The sequence below is a fragment of the Maricaulis sp. genome (assembly GCF_030149515.1).
Lineage (GTDB): Bacteria > Pseudomonadota > Alphaproteobacteria > Caulobacterales > Maricaulaceae > Maricaulis.
In genome coordinates this window covers 1-20,184 of the sequence record NZ_JASBRI010000019.1, presented here as the reverse complement: position 1 = coordinate 20,184, position 20,184 = coordinate 1, and the positions used below count along the sequence as shown (strand labels likewise).

Sequence of the window (20,184 nt, the reverse complement as noted above, 5' to 3'; positions counted from 1 at the left end):
GACAAAGCCATATTTTTCCATTAGTTGCCTAATTGCACACCGGGATCCGTCACCAGGCGGCACGCCATGCCCGCCTCGTTGATTCATGCTTTCCCGCATCGTCACGGTAACCAGATTCCTAATCGATTCTAAATACTTCCGAATGTCATATAACTGTCATTGCTTGGCAGTTTCGGGCCATGCCCCCCGCACTTGGTTAATTCGAACCGGTTTCCGAGCCGCGCTCATGCCGCGCTTCTACCGGTCAAGGAGACAGGCATGCGAGGGTTGAACAAGCTATCCGTCTACGCACGCGTAGGCATTCTGGGCGGGCTGATCGGCTTTACGCTGATCTCGCTGGCCGCCACCATCTGGTACAGTGACCGCGCCACCAGCCAAGCCCTGGAACGGCAGCAAAACTTTGCCGACATCGAGCGCCTCTCGCTGGAGATGGAGGTCGGCGTGCTGCAGATGCGCCGCCGGGAAAAGGACTTTCTGCTGCGCCGGGAAACCCGCTATTTCGACGCCTATAGCGAAAACGCCGACCAGGTTGCCGCACTGCTCGACCGGATCGGCGCCCTCGACACACCGGCAGATATAGACGCGGCTATCGGGCGGCTGCAGGCCGACCTTCCCCGGCATCGGGATGCCTTCTCCGCTGTCGTTACCGAACAGACCCGCCTGGGTCTGACTCACGAGACCGGCCTTCAGGGCAGGCTTCGCGGCGCGGTGCACGATGTCGAGGAACGCCTCACCGGATTGGCCGACGCCGACCTGACGGTGCTGATGCTGATGATGCGCCGGCACGAGAAAGATTTCATGCTGCGCGGCGAGGCCCGCTATATCGAGCGTTTTGACACACGCCAGGCCGAATTCGCCGACCTGCTCGCGACGCGTGACTATCCCGCCGCGGACAAGGCCGAGATCACCGCGCTCATGAATGCCTATGGCACCGGCTTCCACGCCTGGGCCGAGGGCGAACTGGCCCAGCAGGAACGGGTCTCCGAACTCTCGGACATCTTCGCCCGGATGGACCCCGACTTCACCGTCATTGTCGAGACCGCCCGGAACGAAGGCCGCGCCGCTGCGGCCGCCCTGGCGGCCGAGCGGAACCGCATCCGGCTGGTCACGGCCGGTGTCGTCGGCCTGATCGCGATCGTTGCCGGCCTGCTGTGCTGGTGGATCGGCCGATCCATCGCCCGGCCCGTCAACGCCCTGACCGTGGCGATGGGCGAACTGGCCGGAGGCAGGACGGACGGCACGATCCCCGCCACCGACCAGGGCGGCGAAATCGGACAGATGGCCGCCGCGGTTCTCGTCTTCCAGCAGAACCAGATCGAGATGGATCGCCTGCGCGATGAACAGGCCCAGGCCGAAGCCCGGGCTGCCGAGGACAAACGCCGCATCATGAGCGAGATGGCCGACGAGTTCGAGGCCAGCGTCGGGTCGATCGCCGGCGATGTCGCCGAAGCCGCCATGTCGATGATCGCCGTCGCCGACCAGCTGCGCGGCACCGCCAAGCAGTCGGACGAACGCTCCGCCATCGTTGCCAGCGCCGCGGAGGAAACCTCGGCCAATACCCAAGCCGTGGCTTCGGCGGCCGAGGAACTGACCAGTTCGATCCGCGAGATCACACGGCAGGTAAACGAGTCGCAGGTTCTCACCGGCGATGCCGTGCAGGAAGCCGGCGTTACCCGGACGCGAATGAGCGGCCTGTCTGAAGCGGTGGTGAAAATCGGCAATGTCGTCACCCTGATCCAGTCGATCGCCGAGCAGACCAATCTCCTGGCCCTCAACGCGACGATCGAGGCTTCCCGTGCGGGCGATGCCGGCAAGGGGTTCGCCGTAGTGGCGTCGGAAGTGAAGGCCCTGGCCGACCAGACGGCCCGCGCCACGCACGAGATCGCAGACCAGATCGACGCTATCCAGAAATCCAGCGACCAGACCATCGACGCCATCGGTTCGATGACGGGAATGATCGACAAGGTCTCGGAAAGCACCACCGCGATCGCCTCGGCCATCGAACAACAGGATGCCGCGGCGCAGGAAATCGCCAGCAGCGTCTCACAAGCCGCGGCCGGCACGGCCCAGGTTACCGAGAGCATTTCGGCCCTGTCGACCAATGTCCGCGAAACCGACGAGGGCGCCAATAGCGTACTCGACGCCGCCCGAGGCGTCTCCGGCGATGCCGATCGCCTGAAGACCGCCCTGGCCGGTTTCCTCGAACAAATCCGCGCGGCCTAGCCCAAAACCGGAGCACCGACCATGCGCACACACCTGATCGTCACCTCGATGGCCACTGCAGCCCTGTCCGCCGGCACGGCCAGTGCCCAGAATTCCGGCTGGGAACCGCTGGAGCGCTACAGCCTGCCCGGCTGGGAGAGCGCCGACGGCGAGCACTCCTTCGCGTTCCGCGGCCGCGTCTACTACGATATGGCCGATATCGGCTGGTCCAGCCCGTACGGCGGCCAACCGGAGCGCAGTGAATTCCGTACGGCCCGGTTCGGCATGCAGGCCGAATACGGCGACTTCAAATTTGTCGTCGAGTACGATTTCTCGGGGGCCGACGCCTCGCCCAAAGACGTCTATATGAACTACCGTTCCCCGGTCGGAGATTTCCGGTTCGGTCATTTCAAGACCATGAATTCACTCGATGAAATGACATCCTCGCGCCACACGACCTTCATGGAACGCGGGCTGGCAACCGATCTTTTCCATCTCGATAGGCGGATCGGCCTGTCCTACAGTTGGTCGGGCCACGGCTTCCTAGCCTCGGCCGGCGTGTTCGGCGCGCCGATGGACAACAATTTCGCCTTCCGCGAAAGCGGCTCGTCCAGCGCCGTGGCGGCCCGCTTGGTGTGGACGGGCGAGATTGACGGCACGCGCATCCATCTGGGCGGATCCTGGCGCGGACTCGACTACGATATGGGCACACGCTTGCGCGCCTACCCGCAAATGCACCTGTCGAACCGTTTCCGCGCCGCCGACTACCGCCCGGGCGCTGCTGGGGGCGAGGCCGATCGCTCGGATTTCTACGGGCTGGAAGCCGCCGCAGTTCGCGGTCCTTTCCACATCCATGGCGAATTCGCGCGCATGGATATCGACGGACCGGCCGGATCGCCCGGTTTCGACAGTGGCTTTGTCCAGGCCGGCTGGATCCTCACCGGCGAGACGCGGCCCTACAAGGCATCCTCCGGGGCCTTTGACCGGATCGTGGCAGACCGCCCGCTGTCCGCCGGCGGCCCCGGTGCCTGGGAAGTCGCGGCGCGATATGACGTGACCGATATGGGCGCCGCCGGCCTTGGCGACATCCGCTCGGCCACGATCGGGCTCAACTGGTATCCGTTCAAGAAGGTTCGCGTGGGCATCAATTATGTCGATGCCGAACTCGACGCGCCGGTCTTCACCGAGACCAGCGATGGCTGGCAGATGCGGGTCCAGTTCGACTGGTAAGCCGCAGGGTTCGCGGGCCGGCCGGCCCGCGAACCGCCACTAGCCCCGCCCGCGATAGCCGGGCACGTCCTGGTCGGGAATCCACACACCCCTGGGCGGGTCGCCGGTTGAGAAGAAAACGTCGATCGGTATGCCGCCACGCGGATACCAGTAGCCGCCGATGCGCAGCCAGACCGGCTCCAGCTCTTTCACCAGGCGCTGGCCGATACCTGTGGTGCAGGCTTCGTGAAAGGCGCCGTGATTGCGGAAACTGCCCAGATAGAGTTTCAGGGACTTGGATTCCACGATCCAGTCGCGCGGCACATAGTCGATCACCAGATGGGCAAAGTCCGGTGCACCGGTGACCGGGCAGAGCGAGGTGAATTCGGGACAGACGAACCGCGTCATGTAGGGCGCGTCGCAGGGATTGGCGACGCGTTCGAGGACGGCCTCGCCGGGATGGGCCGGCAACGGCGTCTTCTCGCCGAGCTGGCCCAGGGTTTCATAGCGTTGATCGGTCATGGCGCGGAGTTAGTCGCAAGTGCGCGCGCTGGCAAGCGTCACCCGCCCTGGCGCACCACGGCCTCCTCGGGCACGGCCATGGCCGTGCGCGAGAACACGCGGCGGATGGTGAAGGAAGACACCAGGCGGGCAACGCCGGGCAGGCCGGACAGGACTTCCCGGTGCACACGCTCGTAATCATTGGCGTCGCGCACCAGGACACGGATCAGATAGTCCGCATCGCCGCTCATCAGATAGCATTCCATCACTTCCGGGACCGTTTCGACCGCCTCCTCGAAGGCGACCAGCGTCTCGCGCTTCTGGTTGTCCAACGTGACCTGGACATAGACCGTGATGCCGCGGCCCAGCGCCTTTTCCGACAGAATGGCGACATAGCGATCGATGACGCCGGCCTGCTCCAGGGCCTTCACGCGGCGGTGGCAGGCCGAGGCCGAAAGGCCGACCCGTTCGGCCAGTTCCGCATTGGTCAGGCGGCCATGGTCCTGGAGTTCGGTCAGGATGGAGACATCAACACTATCAAGCCGCACGGAACACTCTCCCCGAGTTATAACGTTTCGCCGCAGATCATTCTGGATTTGCGGCGAATGCCAGTATATACATCGCCACCAGTATCGTTTGGTGCACGATAATTCACACCGGGCGATGGCGAATGTCAATTTCATTCGCGCGAAGGGCTGCAGATCGAAGAATCCGTCATCGCCCGCCGCGCGATCCAGCAAACGGGAAACAATCATGCGTATCGGGGTGCCCAAGGAAATCAAGGTCCGCGAATACCGGGTCGGCCTGACGCCGAACAGCGTCACGGAATTCGTCCGTCACGGCCACGAGGTGTTTGTCCAGTCGACGGCCGGCGACGGGATCGGCTTTTCCGACGAAATGTACGAGGCCGCCGGCGCGACCATCGTCCCGGACGCGGCGGCCGCCTTCGAGAAGGGCGAACTGATCGTCAAGGTAAAGGAGCCCCAGCCTTCGGAAACCCCGATGCTGCAGCCGCACCACACCCTCTACACCTATCTTCACCTTGCCGCGGACGCCGTACAGGCGGAAGGCCTGCGCAAGGCCGGCTGCCTGTCGATCGCGTACGAGACCGTCACCGACAATGACGGCCGCCTGCCGCTGCTGACGCCGATGTCGCAGGTTGCCGGACGCATGTCCGTTTCCGTAGCCGCGCACTGCATGCAGAAGGCCCAGGGCGGACGCGGCCTGATGCTGGGCGGCGTCCCCGGCGTGCTGCCGGCCAAGGTGGTGATCATCGGCGGCGGCGTCGCCGGCACCCATGCTGCGGAAATGGCGATCGGCGCACGCGCCGACGTGACGGTCTTCGACCGCTCCAACAAGCGCCTCGCCGAGCTGGACGAACAGTTCTCCGGTGCCGTGAAGACCGCCTATTCCACCGCCGCGGCGCTCGAACAGGCTGTCAGGGAAGCCGATGTCGTGATCGGCGCCGTGCTGATCCCGGGCGCCGCCGCCCCGAAGCTGGTGACCCGCGCCATGCTGGGCGAAATGAAGGACGGCGCCGTGCTCGTCGACATCGCCATCGACCAGGGCGGCTGTTTCGAGACCTCCAAGGCGACCACGCACGACGATCCGACCTATATCATCGACAATGTCGTGCATTATTGCGTGGCCAACATGCCCGGCGCCTATGCCCGCACCTCCACCCTGGCGCTGAACAATGCCACCCTGCCGCTGGGCCTGGAGATCGCCAACAAGGGGCCGAAGGAAGCGCTCAACGCCAACCCGCACCTGGCCCGCGGCCTCAACACGGCCGAGGGCGAGATCTGCTACAAGCCGGTCGCCGACGACCTGAAACTGCCGTTCAGGAAGCCGGACTGGCTGACGTCGATCTAGCGGCCGGACGCGCGATCGCAATCAGCGGGCGGAGCGCCGGACGGCCTCCGCCCGTTTTCGTATGGGACAAACCGGGTTACGACATATAGCTGTTGCAGGAATCGGCCAGCCTGGCCGGATGGGGAGGCCGCTTCGCGGCGCTGGAAAACGCCGGATGCGGGACAGGGTACATTGGCGCGCTACGACCTGGTCATATTCGATTTCGACGGCACGCTGGCCGACAGCCTGACCTGGTTCCGCTCGGTGCTGGGCGATGTCGTCGACAAACACGGCCTGCCACCGGTCGACGACGAGAAGGCCGAAAGGCTGCGCGGCCTGCCGCCCAGGGCGATCATGGACGAGCTGGACATTCCGGCCTGGAAAATCCCCTTTCTCGCCGCCGATGTGCGCGCCCGGGCCGCCGAGAATGTCGATCAGATCCATCTCTTCGACGGGATTTGCAGCATGATCGAGATGCTGGCCGCCGGCGGCGTCAAACTCGCCATCGTCAGCTCCAACGGCGAAACGGCCGTGCGCGCCGTGCTGGGCGATGCGCTGTGCCGGCATATCGAGATCTTCGCCTGCGGCGCCGCTCTGTTCGGCAAGGCCTCGGTATTCCGCAGGACGATCCGAAAGACCGGCATCACCCCGGCACGAACCCTGAGCGTGGGTGACGAAGTCCGCGACATCGACGCAGCGCGCGAGGCGGGCTGTGCCGCCGGGGCAGTGAGCTGGGGCTTCGCCACCGAGGCAATCCTCGCCGAACAGGCACCGGACGCGATGTTCCGGGCCCCCGGCGAGATCGCGGATTGCGTGCTCAGCGCCCAGCCCCGCGTGCGCCAGGCCTGAGTCAGGCGTCCCGGCCGCAAACGCGCGCCTTCGCCGCGTCATACTCCGCGGCCAGCCGGGCGATGAAGTCGGCCGCCGGGCGTACGGCCTTCACCGAACCGATCCCCTGTCCGGACCCCCAGATATCCTTCCACGCCTTGGCCTTGGAGCCGCCGCCGGAGCCGAAATTCATCGCCGAGGGATCGCTTTCGGGCAGATCGTTCGGATCGAGTCCCGCCGCCAGGATCGAGCTCTTGAGATAATTGCCGTGCACGCCGGTAAAGAGATTGGTGTAGACGATGTCCTCCGCCGTGCCCTCGACGATTCCCTGCTTGTAGGCGGCGTCGGCGCGGGCCTCTTCGGTGGCGATGAAAGCCGAGCCGACATAGGCATAGTCGGCGCCCATGGCCTGGGCGGCCAGCACCCCGCCGCCGGTCGAGATGGCGCCGGAGCACAGGATCGGCCCGTCGAACCATTCGCGCGTCTCGGCGATGAAGCCGAAGGGCGAAAGGGCGCCGGCATGGCCGCCGGCCCCGGCCGAAACGCAGATCAGGCCTGTCGCACCCTTTTCGATCGCCTTGTGGGCAAAGCGCTGGTTGATCACGTCGTGCAGGGTGATCCCGCCCCAGGACTGGACCGCCTGGTTCACATCCTCGCGCGCGCCCAGAGACGTGATGACGACCGGCACCTTGTATTTTTCGCACAGCGCCATGTCCTCTTCGAGCCGCGCATTGGAGCGGTGCACGATCTGGTTCACCGCGAAGGGCGCGGCGGGCGCGTCGGGATGGGCGCGATTATAGCTCTCCAGTTCCGAGGTGATGCGGTCCAGCCATTCGTCCAGCTGACTGACCGGGCGGGCATTGAGCGCCGGGAAGGCGCCGACAATACCGGCCTTGCACTGGGCCAGGACGAGATCGGGATTGGAGATGATGAACAGCGGCGCGCCGATCACGGGCAGGCGCAGCTTTCCCTTCAGGATATCCGGTTCGGCCATGGAGTGTCCCCTTGTTTCAACGACCAGCCGCGCCTGCGCTTCTTGTGGCGCTATGCGCGTGAACAGCGTTCAGGGGGACGTTAGAGGGACGGGTATGGGATGTCGAGCGGGCGGTGAAGCGTATGCGCAGCGCTGCGCCGTTCAGATCCGCGCCACCAGGAGATCGAGCAGCTGGTTGAGCAATCCGGCCCGCTCGCCGGCATTGGCCTCGGCCTGTCTGGCCTCTTCGATCAGGCGCCGCAGCTCGCTGGAATCCGTCGGCTTGATCGCCGGTATTTCGTAATCCATGGCGATCAGCCGGCTTTTCAGATCGAAAAGCCGCGTCGCGAGTTCGGACCCGGCCAGGCCGGGCACACCTTCGGCAGCCGTCTCGAGCTCGGCGATCAGCGCCCTGATATCCTCGCGGCTCATTCCGGTTGTGTCGGGCATGGTCCAGTCCTTTGGGGCCGAGGGGTCAATTGCCGTCTCCGGAGTCGGCATCGGAGCCGGAGCCGAAAATGCCTGAGGTCAGGGTTTCGATGTCGTCCTGATTGTCGCGGTAGAGCGTCTGCAACAGGTCGAGGCGGCTCTCCACCGTGTTGTAGGCCTCCTCCCCGACCAGCCGCCGGCCCAGCCGGGACAGGGGATCGTCCCTTGCCACGGCCTGATCTATGGTCGCCTGCGCGTCGCGAATGGCACGCAGATGTTCGACCTGGCTTTCCAGCGCGATGGCCAGTTCTGCACACTGCCTGTTCTTGGACGCGATCCTCGCTTCGCTCAGATCCCGCGAGGATTCGAGATTTCCGAGGATCTCAAGCCGGTCAGCCCGGTCTTCGGTCTGTGCCAGAAAGCCCAGCTGGCGTTCGCGCTCCGCTGCGTAGAGCGCGCGCTGTTCCGCCTGGTGCGCCGCACAGCGTGCATTGGCCAACCCGACGAGGTCTTCGCGCTGACGGGCCGCATTCGCGATCGCCACGTCGATGGCCTCGATCTGGGCCGTCGACAGGTCCCGGACCGCCTGCGGGGTTCCGCAGGCGGTCACGGCCAGTGCCGTCATTACGACCAGGATAAATCGCATGGTCCCCCCGGAGACGAAGCTCGCAACGAAACACAAGTTTAAGATGCGCGTCGCCGCCAGGCAAGGCAGAAGTTGGTCGCCGGTTCCGCCCCTACCCCGCCGGCTCCCCGTCCGGCGGCGCATCCGCATGCGCCCACATGTAGAGCGCCAGCCAGGACCGGTAGGGCTTGAAGCGCGCGGCCGTGCGCACTGTCTTGCGGCGCCTGGAGGTGAGGCGTTCCAGCGTCTTCCGCGCTGCGACATCGCCGTCCGGCCAGATATCGGTCTCGCCGAAATAGAACATGTTCATCATGTCGGCCGTCCATTGCCCCACACCCCACATCGATGTGAGCCGCGCCGTGCGTTCGGCCACGCTGAGTGCACGTAAGGCGCCGGCATCCAGACCGGTCTCGCGATGCGTATCGGCGATGGCGATAATGGTTTTCGTCTTGGCGCCGGACAGGCCGCAGGCGCGCAGCACGCCGATGTTGGCCTCGGTGAAGTGATCCAGCAACGGCGTGTCCCCGGCGCTGCCCTCAACCCGGGCCCAGATGCTCTGCGCCGCCCGGACCGATATCTGCTGTCCGGCAATGGCGCGGCAGAGATAGTGCGGAAAGGGCACCGTATCCCGGCACGGAAATTCCAGCGGGCCCAATCTGGCGATGGCCTGGTGGAGCGACGGGAACAACGGCTCCGCGACAGTCAGGAGATGGTTGTGAACGTCCCGATGCGGCATGCGGATACGCTAGCGCACACCTGCAACGTGCGGAAGGCGGCTTGCCGAGCTTGTCCACGGCGGTAATGCTCTCACCGCAAACGCGAGGGGGTCCGCATGCGGTTTTTCCGGCTGATGAGCCAGGTCCATCTCTGGCTGGGCGTTGCCGTCGGCATCCAGGTGATGCTGTGGCTGATCTCGGGCCTGGCGATGGTGCTCTGGCCAATCGAGATCGTGCGGGGCGAACATCTGCGCACACCGGCCGAAGAGCGCGCGATTGACTGGGCCGAAGACGCCCTGCCGCTGGCCGATATCCTGGCCGCACAGGACAGCGATGTGGTGTCGGTTCGCACGGGCTGGCTTGCAGGCGATCCGGTCTGGCGCCTGGAAACCGGAGACGGCCCGCAGATGATCGATGCCCGGACCGGCGCGGATCTGACACCCGTTGACGAGGTCCTCGCCCGCCGCATCGCCTTGACGCGCTATACCGGAACCGGAGAGCTGCAGGACCAGACCCTGGTCGAAACGCCGCCGCGCGAGGCCGGCCTGACCGTGCCGGCCTGGCGTTTCGAATTCGGGCCGGCCGACCCCGCCACGCTCTACATCAATAGCCAGACCGGCGAGCTGCGCGCCGTGCGCACCACGCTGTGGCGGGTCTATGACTGGTTCTGGGGCGTCCACATCATGGACTGGTCGACGCGGGAAAACTTCAATTCCTGGTGGATCAAGGTCACCTCCCTGATCGCCATCCTGTTCGGCCTGGCCGGCGTGATACTGACCGTCCTGCGGCTCCGGACCATGATCCGACGGCGCCGCTGACCGGCGGGAGACGGTTTGCCGCATCGCCGGCCCATACCCGCCCGTGCTAACCGGCACGCCATTCTGCAGATCCGGAGTTTGCCTGCATGCACACGTCTCCCGCGGCCCGGCCGCAGGGCCTGGCCCGCTTCGTCTTCGCCATTCCCGTCCTCGGCTGGATGCTGCGTGAACTCGCGCGAGATCCCGGGCGCGCCTTGCTGCCCTTTCTCGGCAATATCGCGCTCGTCCTGGCCTTGCTCACCTGGATATTCGGCGCCGTAGTGATCATGGCCGCCGCCCTGGCCATGGCACCGGCCATCCTGGTGACGATCATGCTGATGAGCGCCGATTTCGGCCGCTCGCTCTAGCGGCCCGGATCGTCAGTGCCGCAGGCGTCACCACAGGGACATCACGCCCGGCAAGCTTGTGAAAACCGGCACATGGCGCCGGGAACAGGCCCGCCAGCTCAGAACCGTCAGGCCGCAGACGCAAAGAAGTCGTGCAGTGCCTCGCGAGAGGCCGGTTCGTTGAGATCGGGCGTGTGAGCGGCGCCGGGGATTTCCCGGCTTTGAAGGCCCGGCGCCTGACGGCGCATCCGCGCGACCGTGTCAGCGGAGAGAATGTCCGAGTCCTGCCCGCGCAACACCAGTGCAGGGCGATGCCGGGCAAGGCGGCGGAAATTGCGCCACATGACGAAACGCGCCAGCGGCATGAGCCAGGACGGGGCCTGCCGGGCCACAGCGGGATCGTAGGCCGGCTGCAGCCCGCCTTCCGGCGTTTCGACATACATGCGCGCCGCAAAGCGCTGCCAGTCCCGCTCGCTGTAGTGCGGGAAAACCGTGCCCGCGATATGGCGGGCATGGGCGACGGCATCGGTCCAGTTCTCGACCGGCGGCGCGCTGGACGCATAGCCGGAAATCCGCTCGATCCCGGCCCGCTCGATTGTCGGCCCGATATCGTTGAGTACCGCACCTGCCAGCCGTCTCAGGTGAGAACGGGCCATCTGCATGGCGACCATCCCTCCCAGCGAAGTGCCGAGGATATGGGCCTTTTCCAGACCCATCACGTCCAAGAGGGCGAGGATGTCCTGCACGTAGACGGACAGGTGGTAGCTGGCGGGGTCGGCGGTCTGCGAACGTCCGCGCCCGCGCAGATCGACGGCGATCGTGCGCCGGTCCAGCCCGGCCAGCCAGGGCGCCACATCTTCGTAGTCCAGGCTGTTGCGGGTGAGGCCGGGGATGCAGATCACCGGTACACGGCCCGCATCTGCGGGACCGTAGTCGCGAGCAAAGAGGTCTAGCCCGTCCGCGGACTTCCAGAAAAACTCGGTCGGGGCGGCAATTGAGGTCATGGCATGTCCTGAGATGCGGACCGGCCGCCGGGTTGGCGCGCGGCGACCGGTCCGGCTGGGCGATCAATAACGGTATTCCAGCGACGCAAAGACTGTACGCGGCGGCCCGTAGAAGCCGATCACGCTGTCGCCATAGGCCAGGCCCGGGAAGTAATAGCCGCCGGTGCGATACCGTTCGTCGCCGAGATTGCGGCCATGCAGGCCGGCCCGCCAGCGGCCGGTGTTTGAGGTCCAGACCGCGCTGATGTCGAGGAGTGAATAGGCCTCCTGGTCGATCTCGGGAGCGGGTGTCTCGAACATCGAGCTGTCGCCGCGCCAGGACAGCGCTGCACGCAGGTCCAGCGCGCCGTTCATCACCCCGTCCGCATGGTGGTTGAGAGCCAGAGAACCGGTCCAGTCCGGCGTGTTCTGGAACTGGCGCATCGCCGACACGTCAGCCAGTACGAAGGCCGGCGGCGGCGCATCATTGGGCACATAGGCCAGGTATTCCTCGAACGCCGCATCGACATAGCCCAGCGCCAGATCCAGGCTGAACCCGCCGCCCAGTCGTGCCTGCGTTTCCAGTTCGGCGCCGCGGATGGTGGAACTACCGACATTGTCGATGAAGCTGACAAGGCCGGTGCCGACCGAATTGACCTGCTGGCTGGTCACCTGCTGGCCGTCATAGCTGGCATTGAACACCGCAGCAGCGAAGCGCACGCGGTCGCCGAAGAGATAGCCCTTGAGACCCAGTTCGACAGAGTCGACGGTCTCGGGGTCGTAACCCTCCATCGTCGCCGGGGTGGCGGTGGCGTCGCCGCGCATGTCGAACCCGCCCGACTTGAAGCCGCGGCCGTAGCTGAGATAGGCATTCAGCGTGTCGCTGATCCGGTAGCTGACGCCGAGACGCGGTGTGAACTCCTCGAAGGTGCGCCCGGCGGTGTAATCGGTCAGCACCTGGAAGGGCGTGTTCGGCGTCCCGGAGACCGGCGAGCCCAGGCCGAAGTAGTTCGCCTTGAACACGGTCCCGGTCTTCTCGTCGCGGGTCCAGCGACCGCCCAGGGTCAGCGTCCAGCGGTCGGCAAGATCGATGTCGAACTCGCCGAACAGAGCCAGGGACGTGGTGTCGACATGGCCGCTCGTACCCTGGGTGAAATTCGGAGTCGGCGCGCCCGGCACCGCCGCCGCGCCGATCGCCAGAACCGTGTCATAGCCGCCGCTGGCATAGGCGTCGAGATAGTAGACGCCGGCCACGCCGCGCCAGCGGTCGTGATCGAACAGAAGCTGGAATTCCTGCGAGAACTGGTCGTCGTCGTAAACCGTTTCGGGCGCGAGAATATCGAGAACGGGTTCGGGCGTTCCGTCGAAATCGATGCCTTCGCCGTGCGTCTCGCCGTCCCGCCAGGCGGTCACGGTCTTGAAGGTGAGATGGTCGCTGATCGTCCACTCGCCGGTCAGGGCCACACCCTGTGTGATCACCTCATTGGTCTCGTCCACTCCGGCCCAGCTGTCATAGGCGTCCGCCGTGACCGGGAAGGCCCCGGCCGGAATGTCGATGCCGAACAGGGTGGTGAAGGGCGGCACTCCGAAGGCCGCCGGCACGGGCAGTTCGCGATGGCCCGGATTGGCATTGCTGTCATCGTCGACCCGGTCGGCGGTCAGGCGGAAGAACCAGTCCGGCGCCGGTTCGAACTCGACCGTCACCCGCGCGGACAGGCTCTCGCGATTGCCGATATCGGCGCCGGTCCACAGATTTGTGCCGTAGCCGTCCCGGCGATAGATGCCCAGCGCACCGCCGGCGCGTAGCGTACCGGAGAGCGGTGCCGAGCCCGAGACGATCAGGTCGCGCTGATTGTATTCGCCCAGATTGGTCCGGATGGCGAACGCCGGCTCGTGGTCGAGCCGGGCAGTGACGAATTTGATCGCACCACCGATCGTGTTGCGGCCGTAAAGCGTGCCCTGCGGACCGCGCAGCACCTCCACGCGCTCCACATCGAGTATGTCCAGGATCGCACCTTGCGGCCGCGCCACGTAGACGTCGTCGATATAGAGGCCGATGCCCGGCTCGAATCCCCACAGCGGATCCTGCTGACCGATGCCCCGGATGAAGGCCGTGATCGTGGAATTGGTCGCACGGGCCGGCTGAAGCGTCAGGTTGGGCGTGTCGCGCTGGAGCGCGGTGATATCGGCCGCGCCCGACAGGTCCAGCGCCTCGGCGCTCTGCACCGTCATCGCGACCGGTACCTCGATCAGGCTTTCCTCGCGGCGCCGGGCCGTGACCACGATCGTCTCGACAGCGGTCACCCCTTCGCCGGCCGTGGCGGCCTCCTGCTGTCCAGCGGCGCTTCCTGCGCACAGCAGGCCGGCGGCCACGCCCGCCAAAAGATAGGCCCGCAGGCGCGGGCCGGTCCCCTTGTTCATGCTTTCCTCCCTCGGCGCGTTTTCGCGCTTGTGAGCGGATTGACGCTGGATTGCCGGGTGAAGTCAAGATATTTATTTATCGTTTAATAAATTTATTGGCCCAATGGGTAGATGCTTGGCGAAACGCGCGGATTCGTGCGACATGACAGAGGCATATGCATCGAGGAGCCCGATCCGGTGAGTCCGCAGACTTCCGCCCCACCCCGCCGGCGGCGCCGTCAGGCCGACCGGCGCGAGGAGTCGCGCGAGCGGATTCTCGATGCGGCCGAGGCGTTGTTCGCGCAGGCCGGTTTCGAGGCGGTCTCGATGCGCCAGATCGCCGGGGAATCGGGTGTCGATACAGCGCTGATCCATTATTATTTCGGCACCAAGGCGGGCGTGATCGATGCCGTTCTGGAGCGTCGGGCCGAAATGGTGAACGAACGCCGCAGCGTCTCGCTGAAGGCCTATGCGAAAGCGCACGCCGGACGAATGACCGGTCCCGGCCTGGTGCGTGCCTATCTTGAGCCTACTTTCAGCTTCATCCTCGACGGCACGCCTGGCCATCGCCACTACGGCGCCCTGATCGCCCGGCTCAACAGCGCGCCGGTGCCCGAGGAGATCGGGCATGACTCCTCCCCCTTCGACGCGGTGACGCAACGCTTTGTGGAACTTCTGAAAGAGGTGCGGCCGGACTGCGCGCTCGCCGACCTCTACTGGTTCTATCACATGATGTCCGGCGCCATCACGCTGTCGCTGGCCCAGACCGGCCGTATCGACCACCTTTCCGGCGGGCTGTGCGACTCCGCCGATGCCGCGACGATCGTCGAGCGCATGTGCGAAGTGTTCGGCAAGGGGATCGAGGCGCTGCCCCCGGCCCGGCCGGGCGGCGCCGCCCCTCAGCCCTGAGCATCCTTCGTGCAAGCACGAATCTCGGCACCGTTGGCACAGCCGGGCTCGCGTTCGAGCGCAACGGAAGCAATGACAGAAATGGTGCGGGCGGCCGGACTCGAACCGGCACGGCCTTGCGGCCGGCAGATTTTAAGTCTGATGCGTCTACCAATTCCGCCACGCCCGCGCCGGTAGGCATCCGTGATCCTACACGCGTTCGGTGACCTGGCCAGAGGACGAAACAGGGGGCCGGTGCCGCCGCGACACCCCCGGATCAACCAAGGGATGCCTCGCTCAGGCGCCCATCGATGACGGGAAACACTCGAATCGCGACCACTCCGCTATGTTAGCGCTCTCCATATTTTACGAACTATTTTCTTATTTATTATAAAACTGTTTTTACTTACACTTTGACGCCGGTTGCACAAAAATCTCCCTCAAGTTGAATTGTCGGACAAAAAATCCCTTCTGCGTGGCATATTCCCCACAGTGGAATTGAATTTTTGTCGCGCTTTTTCAAATGCCTAACGATCACACACTGGAAGTTTTCGGGCTAGACCGGTGAAATCGAAAAAAGTTTTTCTACCTGTGCGGGATTGCTACAAACCAAATATTCGACTCACTGAAGTCGTGCGCCTTGTTAATTCATGACACTCTCCCGGCGCCATGCACGAAGAAAAGCATGGCGCGATCCACAATATAGGGAGGGATACCCATGCCACGTCTTACATCACACCTGTTGCGCACGACGGCTGCCTGCGGCCTCGTCGTATCGGGGCTTGCCCTGGCGCCGGCCGCGCTGGCCCAGGACGAGACCGACACCCAGGCCGACGAACGCATTGTCGTTACCGGTTCACGCCTGCGCCGGGACGAGTTTTCGGCCATTTCGCCGCTCCAGGTGATCGATGGGGAGGCCGGCCGGCAGATCGGGATTACAGACACCACGCAGCTCATAGCGGAATCGCCAGTAGTGTCGGGGGTTCAGCTGGACGGCTCGATCAATTCCGGCTCGCCCACGGCTGCCGTCGAAGGCGTGCCCGTGAACGGGCCGGGCGCGGCCACCGTGGCCCTGCGCGGCCTCTCCGCGGAACGCACCCTGCTTCTGGTCAACGGCCGCCGCATCGGCCCGTCGGGCGTGCGCGGTGCACCGGTCGCACCGGACCTCAACCTGATCCCCAGCTCGATGATCGACCGGATCGAACTGCTCACCGACGGGGCGTCATCCGTCTACGGCGCGGACGCCGTGGCGGGCGTTGCCAACATCATCCTGCGCCAGGAGTATGACGGCCTGGAGATGACCGCATTCTCGTCGATCCCGGAGAACAATGGCGGCGAAGTGCTGCAAGCCTCCTTTATCGGCGGGGCCTCGAACGATCGGGGCAATTTCACTGTGGCGGCCGAGTTCTACAATCGTACGGCCGTCATCGCAGGCGATCGCAGCCACTGGAATGACTGCCTGCGCGATATCGATGTCGACGAGACAACCGGCCAGACCCATTCGGTCTGCATGGACCGGCGTCCGGACGATGCCGTCTTCCTGGGCAGCCAGGGTTTCGTCTGGCGCACGCCCGGCTTCACCGATGTCGGCATTCCCGGCTGGTCGTCGGCCGCCGGCGTTCTGGCCGATACCGGCCAGCACTTCTTCGAACAGGACGCCTACAGCCTGCAGAACGAGGAACGTGACACCCAGCTGCTGGAAAATCTCGAGCGCATGAACTTCTTCGGCTCGGGCTTCTACGACATCGACCTGTTCTCGCGGGACACGCTGTATTTCGAACTGTCCTACGCCACGAGAAACTCGGTGGGGCGCTTTACCAACGAGCAGATCTTCCCCGGCGTGCCGGCCGAGATCCCCATGGAGGACGCGAACGGCAATCTTCTGGTCAATCCGGACGGATCGCTGCAGATGTTCGACAATCCGCTCAACCCGTTCGACGAGGATGCCCTGCCGGTCTACACGACGCAGGGCCTGGCCCAGCGCCGCAAGTCCGACGTGTCGGTTTTCCGCGCCGTCGGCGGTCTTGAGGGCGATGTCGCCCTGCCCTGGTTCGGCGAGCGCAACTGGGTCTATGACGTCAGCCTCGCCTACGACCGCTCCTATGGCACCGCCTCACAGCCCATCATGAACGAGAATGCCGTGCGGGAAGCGCTCGACACATTGCGTCTCGACGTCAATGGCGACCCGGTCTGCGGTCTTGAGCGTACGGCGCTCTCCTTCGGCTTCCTGACGCCGCAGGACTGTGTCCTCGTCGACTTCTTCTCGCCTACACTCTTCGTCAGCGACGGCGGCAACAAGCGGTTCGCCACGGAGGCGGAAGAGAATTTCCTGTTCGGCCAGTCGATCAACATCACCGAGCTGGAGCAGGTCCACTTCCAGTCCATCTTCACCGGCGATGTCTTCGATCTGCCGGCCGGTCCCGTCGGCCTGGTGCTGGGGTCGGAGTTCCGGGAGAACCGGATCAACTCGATCAACGACATCACCCGTGTCGGCGGTCTCGCAGCGTCGGAAATCCCCGACACCGAGCGGCCCACCGTTGGCCGGACCTCGCTCTACGAGGTCTTCGCGGAAACCGAAATTCCGATCTTCGACACCCTGACCCTCAACCTGTCGGGCCGTTTCACCGAGGAGGAGAATTTCGGCGACGACACGACCTATTCGGTCAAGGTGGACTGGCAGGCGACCGACTTCCTGCGCCTGCGCTCGACCTTCGGCACCACCTTCCGGGCACCCAATCTGCGCGAGCAGTTCCTGGCAGGCTCCACGGGAACCATCGGGGGCGGCAACGACCCCTGTATCGTGCCGCAAACGGCCAATAATGGCGGTGTCTACGATCCCAGCGGAGAAACCCGGTCGCAGACCGTCCTCGACAATTGCGTTGCCGACGGAGCCGATCCGACCCAGCTGGGCCTGCTGGCCACGACCGGTATCACCACCCAGACCGGCGGCAGCACGAATCTGGAAGCGGAAACGTCGGAGTCCCTGACCTTCGGCTTCGTGTTCCAGAATTCGTTCGGGGCCTCCAATCTCGACGTGTCGGTGACCTATTTCGACATCCAGGTCGAAAACACGATCGAGGAAACCCGGGCCCAGGACCTGTTGGCGAACTGCTACAACAACCAGCCGAACCTCGCCGACCCGGCCTGTGACCGCATCACGCGGAATACCGGCAATCCGGCGACCGCGACGGTGCAGCTGGTCGAGGCGGGCTTCATCAATGTCGGCCTGATCAGTTCGACGGGTATCGACTATAATATCCGTTACAACACGCCGCTGGACTTCATCGACGACCGCACCGAGCTGACGCTGATCTTCAATGCGGCCCAGTATCTGGAACAGCTCGAACAGGTCGATCCGGCCTCGATCGTCGACGACAATGTCGGCGAGATCGGCTCGCCGGAATGGCAGGCCCAGTTCAGCGCGGTCGCGGACCGCGGTCCCTGGTCGCTGCGCTGGCGGACCCGTTATCTCGGCGAGGGACAGCAGGACAATTCCGACGCACCTGTGGCCACCGATCCCACCGGTACGCGCACGGCCTGCGACCTTCTGGGCGTGACCGGCGGCATGTGCCGCGATGTGGACTTCTCCGATGCCTACACGGTCCACGACCTGGCGCTGACCTTCTATCAGGACGAGTGGAACCTCTCTGTCGGGGTGAACAATCTCACCGACGAGACACCGCCCATGATCGACCAGGGCGAAGGTCCCTCGCGGATGAACCTCGTCACCCAGTCAGGCCACGACCTGATCGGGCGGCGCGCCTTCATCACACTGAGCCGGCGGTTCTAGACCGGCCCGGGCGAACACGGGAACGGGCGGCGCAAGCCGCCCGTTTTCATGTCTGCTGAACCTTGAAGGCTAGCGAATGCGCTCGACCTGGATTGTCCGGGCGATTTCGTTGATCCGCAGACGATAACTGTCGAACACACCCTCGAAAACATCCGCCGTATAGGTGCGGCCGGCCCGCATCCGGCCGACGACGCGCTGGCGGTCGCCGTCAATCTGGCGCCAGACCTGGCCGTTGTCGAGGGTAACCTCGAGCCGGCGATAGGGGATTTCGCGGAAATCCGCGATGGCCGCCTGCACGCGCACGGCGGGCTCGTCACGGCCGCTGCCGGGCCGGCCCCGCTCCCGGCGCGCTTCGACCTGTTCGGCGCCCAGGCCCACGACAGGAGCCGGCCCGGCCGAAGTGGCGGCTGCCGGCGGGGAAACCGGATCCGGGCGCGGTGCGGGCCGAGGCGCAACACTGTCTGCGGCATCCGGTGTGCGGGCCCGAAGGGCCGCCTCGAGACAGGCGATCCGCTCGCTGTCGGTCGCAGCCTGGCGGCAGCGTTCGACTGGATCCTCCTGGGCCATTGCCATGCCGGCGAATACCGCAGCGCACGCGGCCCCCGTCATCCATGCGCCAAGACCTGCACGCATCATCATCTCCCCTCCTGATCCGTCTCTCTGCCGCCGTACTGTCGCACAAGCGCGATGTCAGGCAAGACCGGCCCGGAATCAGGGCTTGGCCGGCCGCTCGCCGATATCCCGCGCCCGTTCGACCAGTTCGAGGAATTCGGCGCGATAACCGAAGGCGTCGGGCCCCAGCGCGTCGCCGGCAAGGCCGATCACCGTATTCCAGTCGTACTCGCCCCCAATATAGGGATCGCCGCGCAGCAATTGCGCGAAACCGGCGACCTGGATCGAAAAGCGTACCTCGCGGCCCGCATCGGCAAAGCGTTCAACCGCATCGGCATCGGTGACCGGACGTTCGATGAGAAGGCTCTCGTCTTCGCCCGGTTCCTTGTAGCGCAGCCGCAAAAGGCCGAATTCGCCGGAGAGGTCCGGATCCTCCCGGCCCTGCCCGCCATAGCGCAGCGGATCCATCAGGACACCGTCCGACCCCGGCGCGGCAATCTCGTAGATCGCGGTGACAGCATGACCCGATCCGATCTCGCCGGCATCGACGGCATCATTGTTGAAGTCCGCCCGCTCCAGCATGCGCGTTTCATACCCGATCAGCCGGTATTCGGCGACGCGGGCAGGGTTGAACTCCACCTGGATTTTCACATCGTTGGCAATGGGGAAGAGCGAGGAGAAGCTTTCCTCGACCAGCATGCGCCGGGCTTCCTGACGGCTGTCGATATAGCCCGCCGTGCCATTCCCGGCCTGGGCGATGAGCTGCATCATGCGGTCATTGTAATTGCCGCGGCCGAAACCCATCACGGAGAGATAGATGCCGCTGTCGCGCTGGCGGGCGACATAGTCTTCCAGGCTCTCGTCGCGCGTGACGCCGACATTGAAATCGCCATCGGTGAGCAGCATGACGCGGTTCACCGCATCCTCGTCGAAATTCTCCCGCGCCAGCGAATAGGCCAGTTCCAGACCGGCCCCGCCCGCGGTCGACCCACCGGCATGCAACCGGTCCAGCGCCGCGTGGATGCGCCGCGCA

At 65.1% G+C, this 20,184-nt stretch carries 18 protein-coding genes and 1 tRNA gene; 8 read left to right on the top strand and 11 right to left on the bottom strand.

Translation table 11 applies throughout. The features are described from left to right. Nucleotides 1-258: 258 nt before the first annotated feature. Nucleotides 259-2,223, top strand: a complete 1,965-nt coding sequence (locus Q1U94_RS07865) for a methyl-accepting chemotaxis protein (RefSeq protein ID WP_300543185.1) — start codon at nt 259-261, stop codon at nt 2,221-2,223. A gap of 21 nt (nt 2,224-2,244) precedes the next feature. Then, a complete protein-coding gene (locus Q1U94_RS07860) occupies nt 2,245-3,432 on the top strand; it encodes a porin (protein WP_300543184.1) in 1,188 nt (395 codons plus the stop codon). A gap of 39 nt (nt 3,433-3,471) precedes the next feature. Here Q1U94_RS07860 and queF read toward each other — a convergent pair whose 3' ends face one another. Further along, entirely contained in the window at nt 3,472-3,933 is a 462-nt protein-coding gene (queF, locus tag Q1U94_RS07855) for a preQ(1) synthase (protein ID WP_300543182.1), read from the bottom strand. A 38-nt stretch (nt 3,934-3,971) separates the two neighbouring features. Beyond that, on the bottom strand, nt 3,972-4,460 hold the full coding sequence (locus Q1U94_RS07850) for an Lrp/AsnC family transcriptional regulator (protein WP_300543181.1): 489 nt from the start codon (nt 4,458-4,460) through the stop codon (nt 3,972-3,974). A 205-nt stretch (nt 4,461-4,665) separates the two neighbouring features. Between Q1U94_RS07850 and ald the strand changes: the two genes are divergently transcribed. Beyond that, nucleotides 4,666-5,784, top strand: coding sequence for an alanine dehydrogenase (gene ald / locus Q1U94_RS07845; protein ID WP_300543180.1), 1,119 nt, complete (start codon nt 4,666-4,668; stop codon nt 5,782-5,784). A 171-nt stretch (nt 5,785-5,955) separates the two neighbouring features. Further along, nucleotides 5,956-6,612: an HAD hydrolase-like protein gene (locus tag Q1U94_RS07840; protein WP_300543179.1), complete on the top strand. Its 657-nt coding sequence runs from the start codon at nt 5,956-5,958 to the stop codon at nt 6,610-6,612. Between the two features lies 1 nt (nt 6,613). On the opposite strand, the gene Q1U94_RS07835 is transcribed toward Q1U94_RS07840, so the two are convergent. The 4 genes from Q1U94_RS07835 to Q1U94_RS07820 form a co-directional block, all read right to left on the bottom strand. Beyond that, a complete protein-coding gene (locus tag Q1U94_RS07835; protein WP_300543178.1) occupies nt 6,614-7,585 on the bottom strand; it encodes a nitronate monooxygenase family protein in 972 nt (323 codons plus the stop codon). Between the two features lie 141 nt (nt 7,586-7,726). Continuing rightward, complete coding sequence (locus tag Q1U94_RS07830; RefSeq protein WP_300543177.1) at nt 7,727-8,014, bottom strand: hypothetical protein; 288 nt, start codon at nt 8,012-8,014, stop codon at nt 7,727-7,729. Nucleotides 8,015-8,039: 25 nt separating this feature from the next. Further along, nucleotides 8,040-8,639 carry a hypothetical protein gene (locus tag Q1U94_RS07825; protein WP_300543176.1) on the bottom strand — a complete coding sequence of 200 codons (600 nt, stop codon included), beginning with the start codon at nt 8,637-8,639 and terminating at the stop codon, nt 8,040-8,042. A gap of 91 nt (nt 8,640-8,730) precedes the next feature. Beyond that, entirely contained in the window at nt 8,731-9,354 is a 624-nt protein-coding gene (locus Q1U94_RS07820) for a DNA-3-methyladenine glycosylase 2 family protein (RefSeq protein ID WP_300543175.1), read from the bottom strand. 96 nt (nt 9,355-9,450) lie between these two features. Here Q1U94_RS07820 and Q1U94_RS07815 point away from each other — a divergent pair, with 96 nt between their 5' ends. Together Q1U94_RS07815 and Q1U94_RS07810 are read left to right on the top strand one after the other, a co-directional pair. Further along, nucleotides 9,451-10,152 (top strand): hypothetical protein, encoded by a 702-nt coding sequence (locus Q1U94_RS07815; RefSeq protein WP_300543174.1) that lies wholly within the window; start codon nt 9,451-9,453, stop codon nt 10,150-10,152. Nucleotides 10,153-10,238: 86 nt separating this feature from the next. Next, complete coding sequence (locus Q1U94_RS07810) at nt 10,239-10,499, top strand: hypothetical protein (RefSeq protein WP_300543173.1); 261 nt, start codon at nt 10,239-10,241, stop codon at nt 10,497-10,499. A gap of 107 nt (nt 10,500-10,606) precedes the next feature. Here Q1U94_RS07810 and Q1U94_RS07805 read toward each other — a convergent pair whose 3' ends face one another. Next, the gene (locus tag Q1U94_RS07805; RefSeq protein WP_300543172.1) at nt 10,607-11,482 is read right to left on the bottom strand and encodes an alpha/beta hydrolase; all 876 of its coding nucleotides are present in this window, start codon (nt 11,480-11,482) and stop codon (nt 10,607-10,609) included. Between the two features lie 63 nt (nt 11,483-11,545). Next, a complete protein-coding gene (locus Q1U94_RS07800) occupies nt 11,546-13,882 on the bottom strand; it encodes a TonB-dependent receptor (protein ID WP_300543170.1) in 2,337 nt (778 codons plus the stop codon). Nucleotides 13,883-14,059: 177 nt separating this feature from the next. Here Q1U94_RS07800 and Q1U94_RS07795 point away from each other — a divergent pair, with 177 nt between their 5' ends. Continuing rightward, nucleotides 14,060-14,770, top strand: coding sequence for a TetR/AcrR family transcriptional regulator (locus Q1U94_RS07795; protein ID WP_300543169.1), 711 nt, complete (start codon nt 14,060-14,062; stop codon nt 14,768-14,770). 82 nt (nt 14,771-14,852) lie between these two features. Here Q1U94_RS07795 and Q1U94_RS07790 read toward each other — a convergent pair. After that, nucleotides 14,853-14,939, bottom strand: a tRNA-Leu gene (locus tag Q1U94_RS07790). A gap of 528 nt (nt 14,940-15,467) precedes the next feature. Between Q1U94_RS07790 and Q1U94_RS07785 the strand changes: the two genes are divergently transcribed. Beyond that, nucleotides 15,468-18,539 (top strand): TonB-dependent receptor, encoded by a 3,072-nt coding sequence (locus Q1U94_RS07785; RefSeq protein ID WP_300543168.1) that lies wholly within the window; start codon nt 15,468-15,470, stop codon nt 18,537-18,539. 69 nt (nt 18,540-18,608) lie between these two features. On the opposite strand, the gene Q1U94_RS07780 is transcribed toward Q1U94_RS07785, so the two are convergent. After that, nucleotides 18,609-19,178: a hypothetical protein gene (locus Q1U94_RS07780; RefSeq protein ID WP_300543166.1), complete on the bottom strand. Its 570-nt coding sequence runs from the start codon at nt 19,176-19,178 to the stop codon at nt 18,609-18,611. Nucleotides 19,179-19,250: 72 nt separating this feature from the next. After that, a partial coding sequence (locus Q1U94_RS07775) for a YfbK domain-containing protein (protein WP_300543165.1) occupies nt 19,251-20,184 on the bottom strand: 934 nt, incomplete at its 5' end.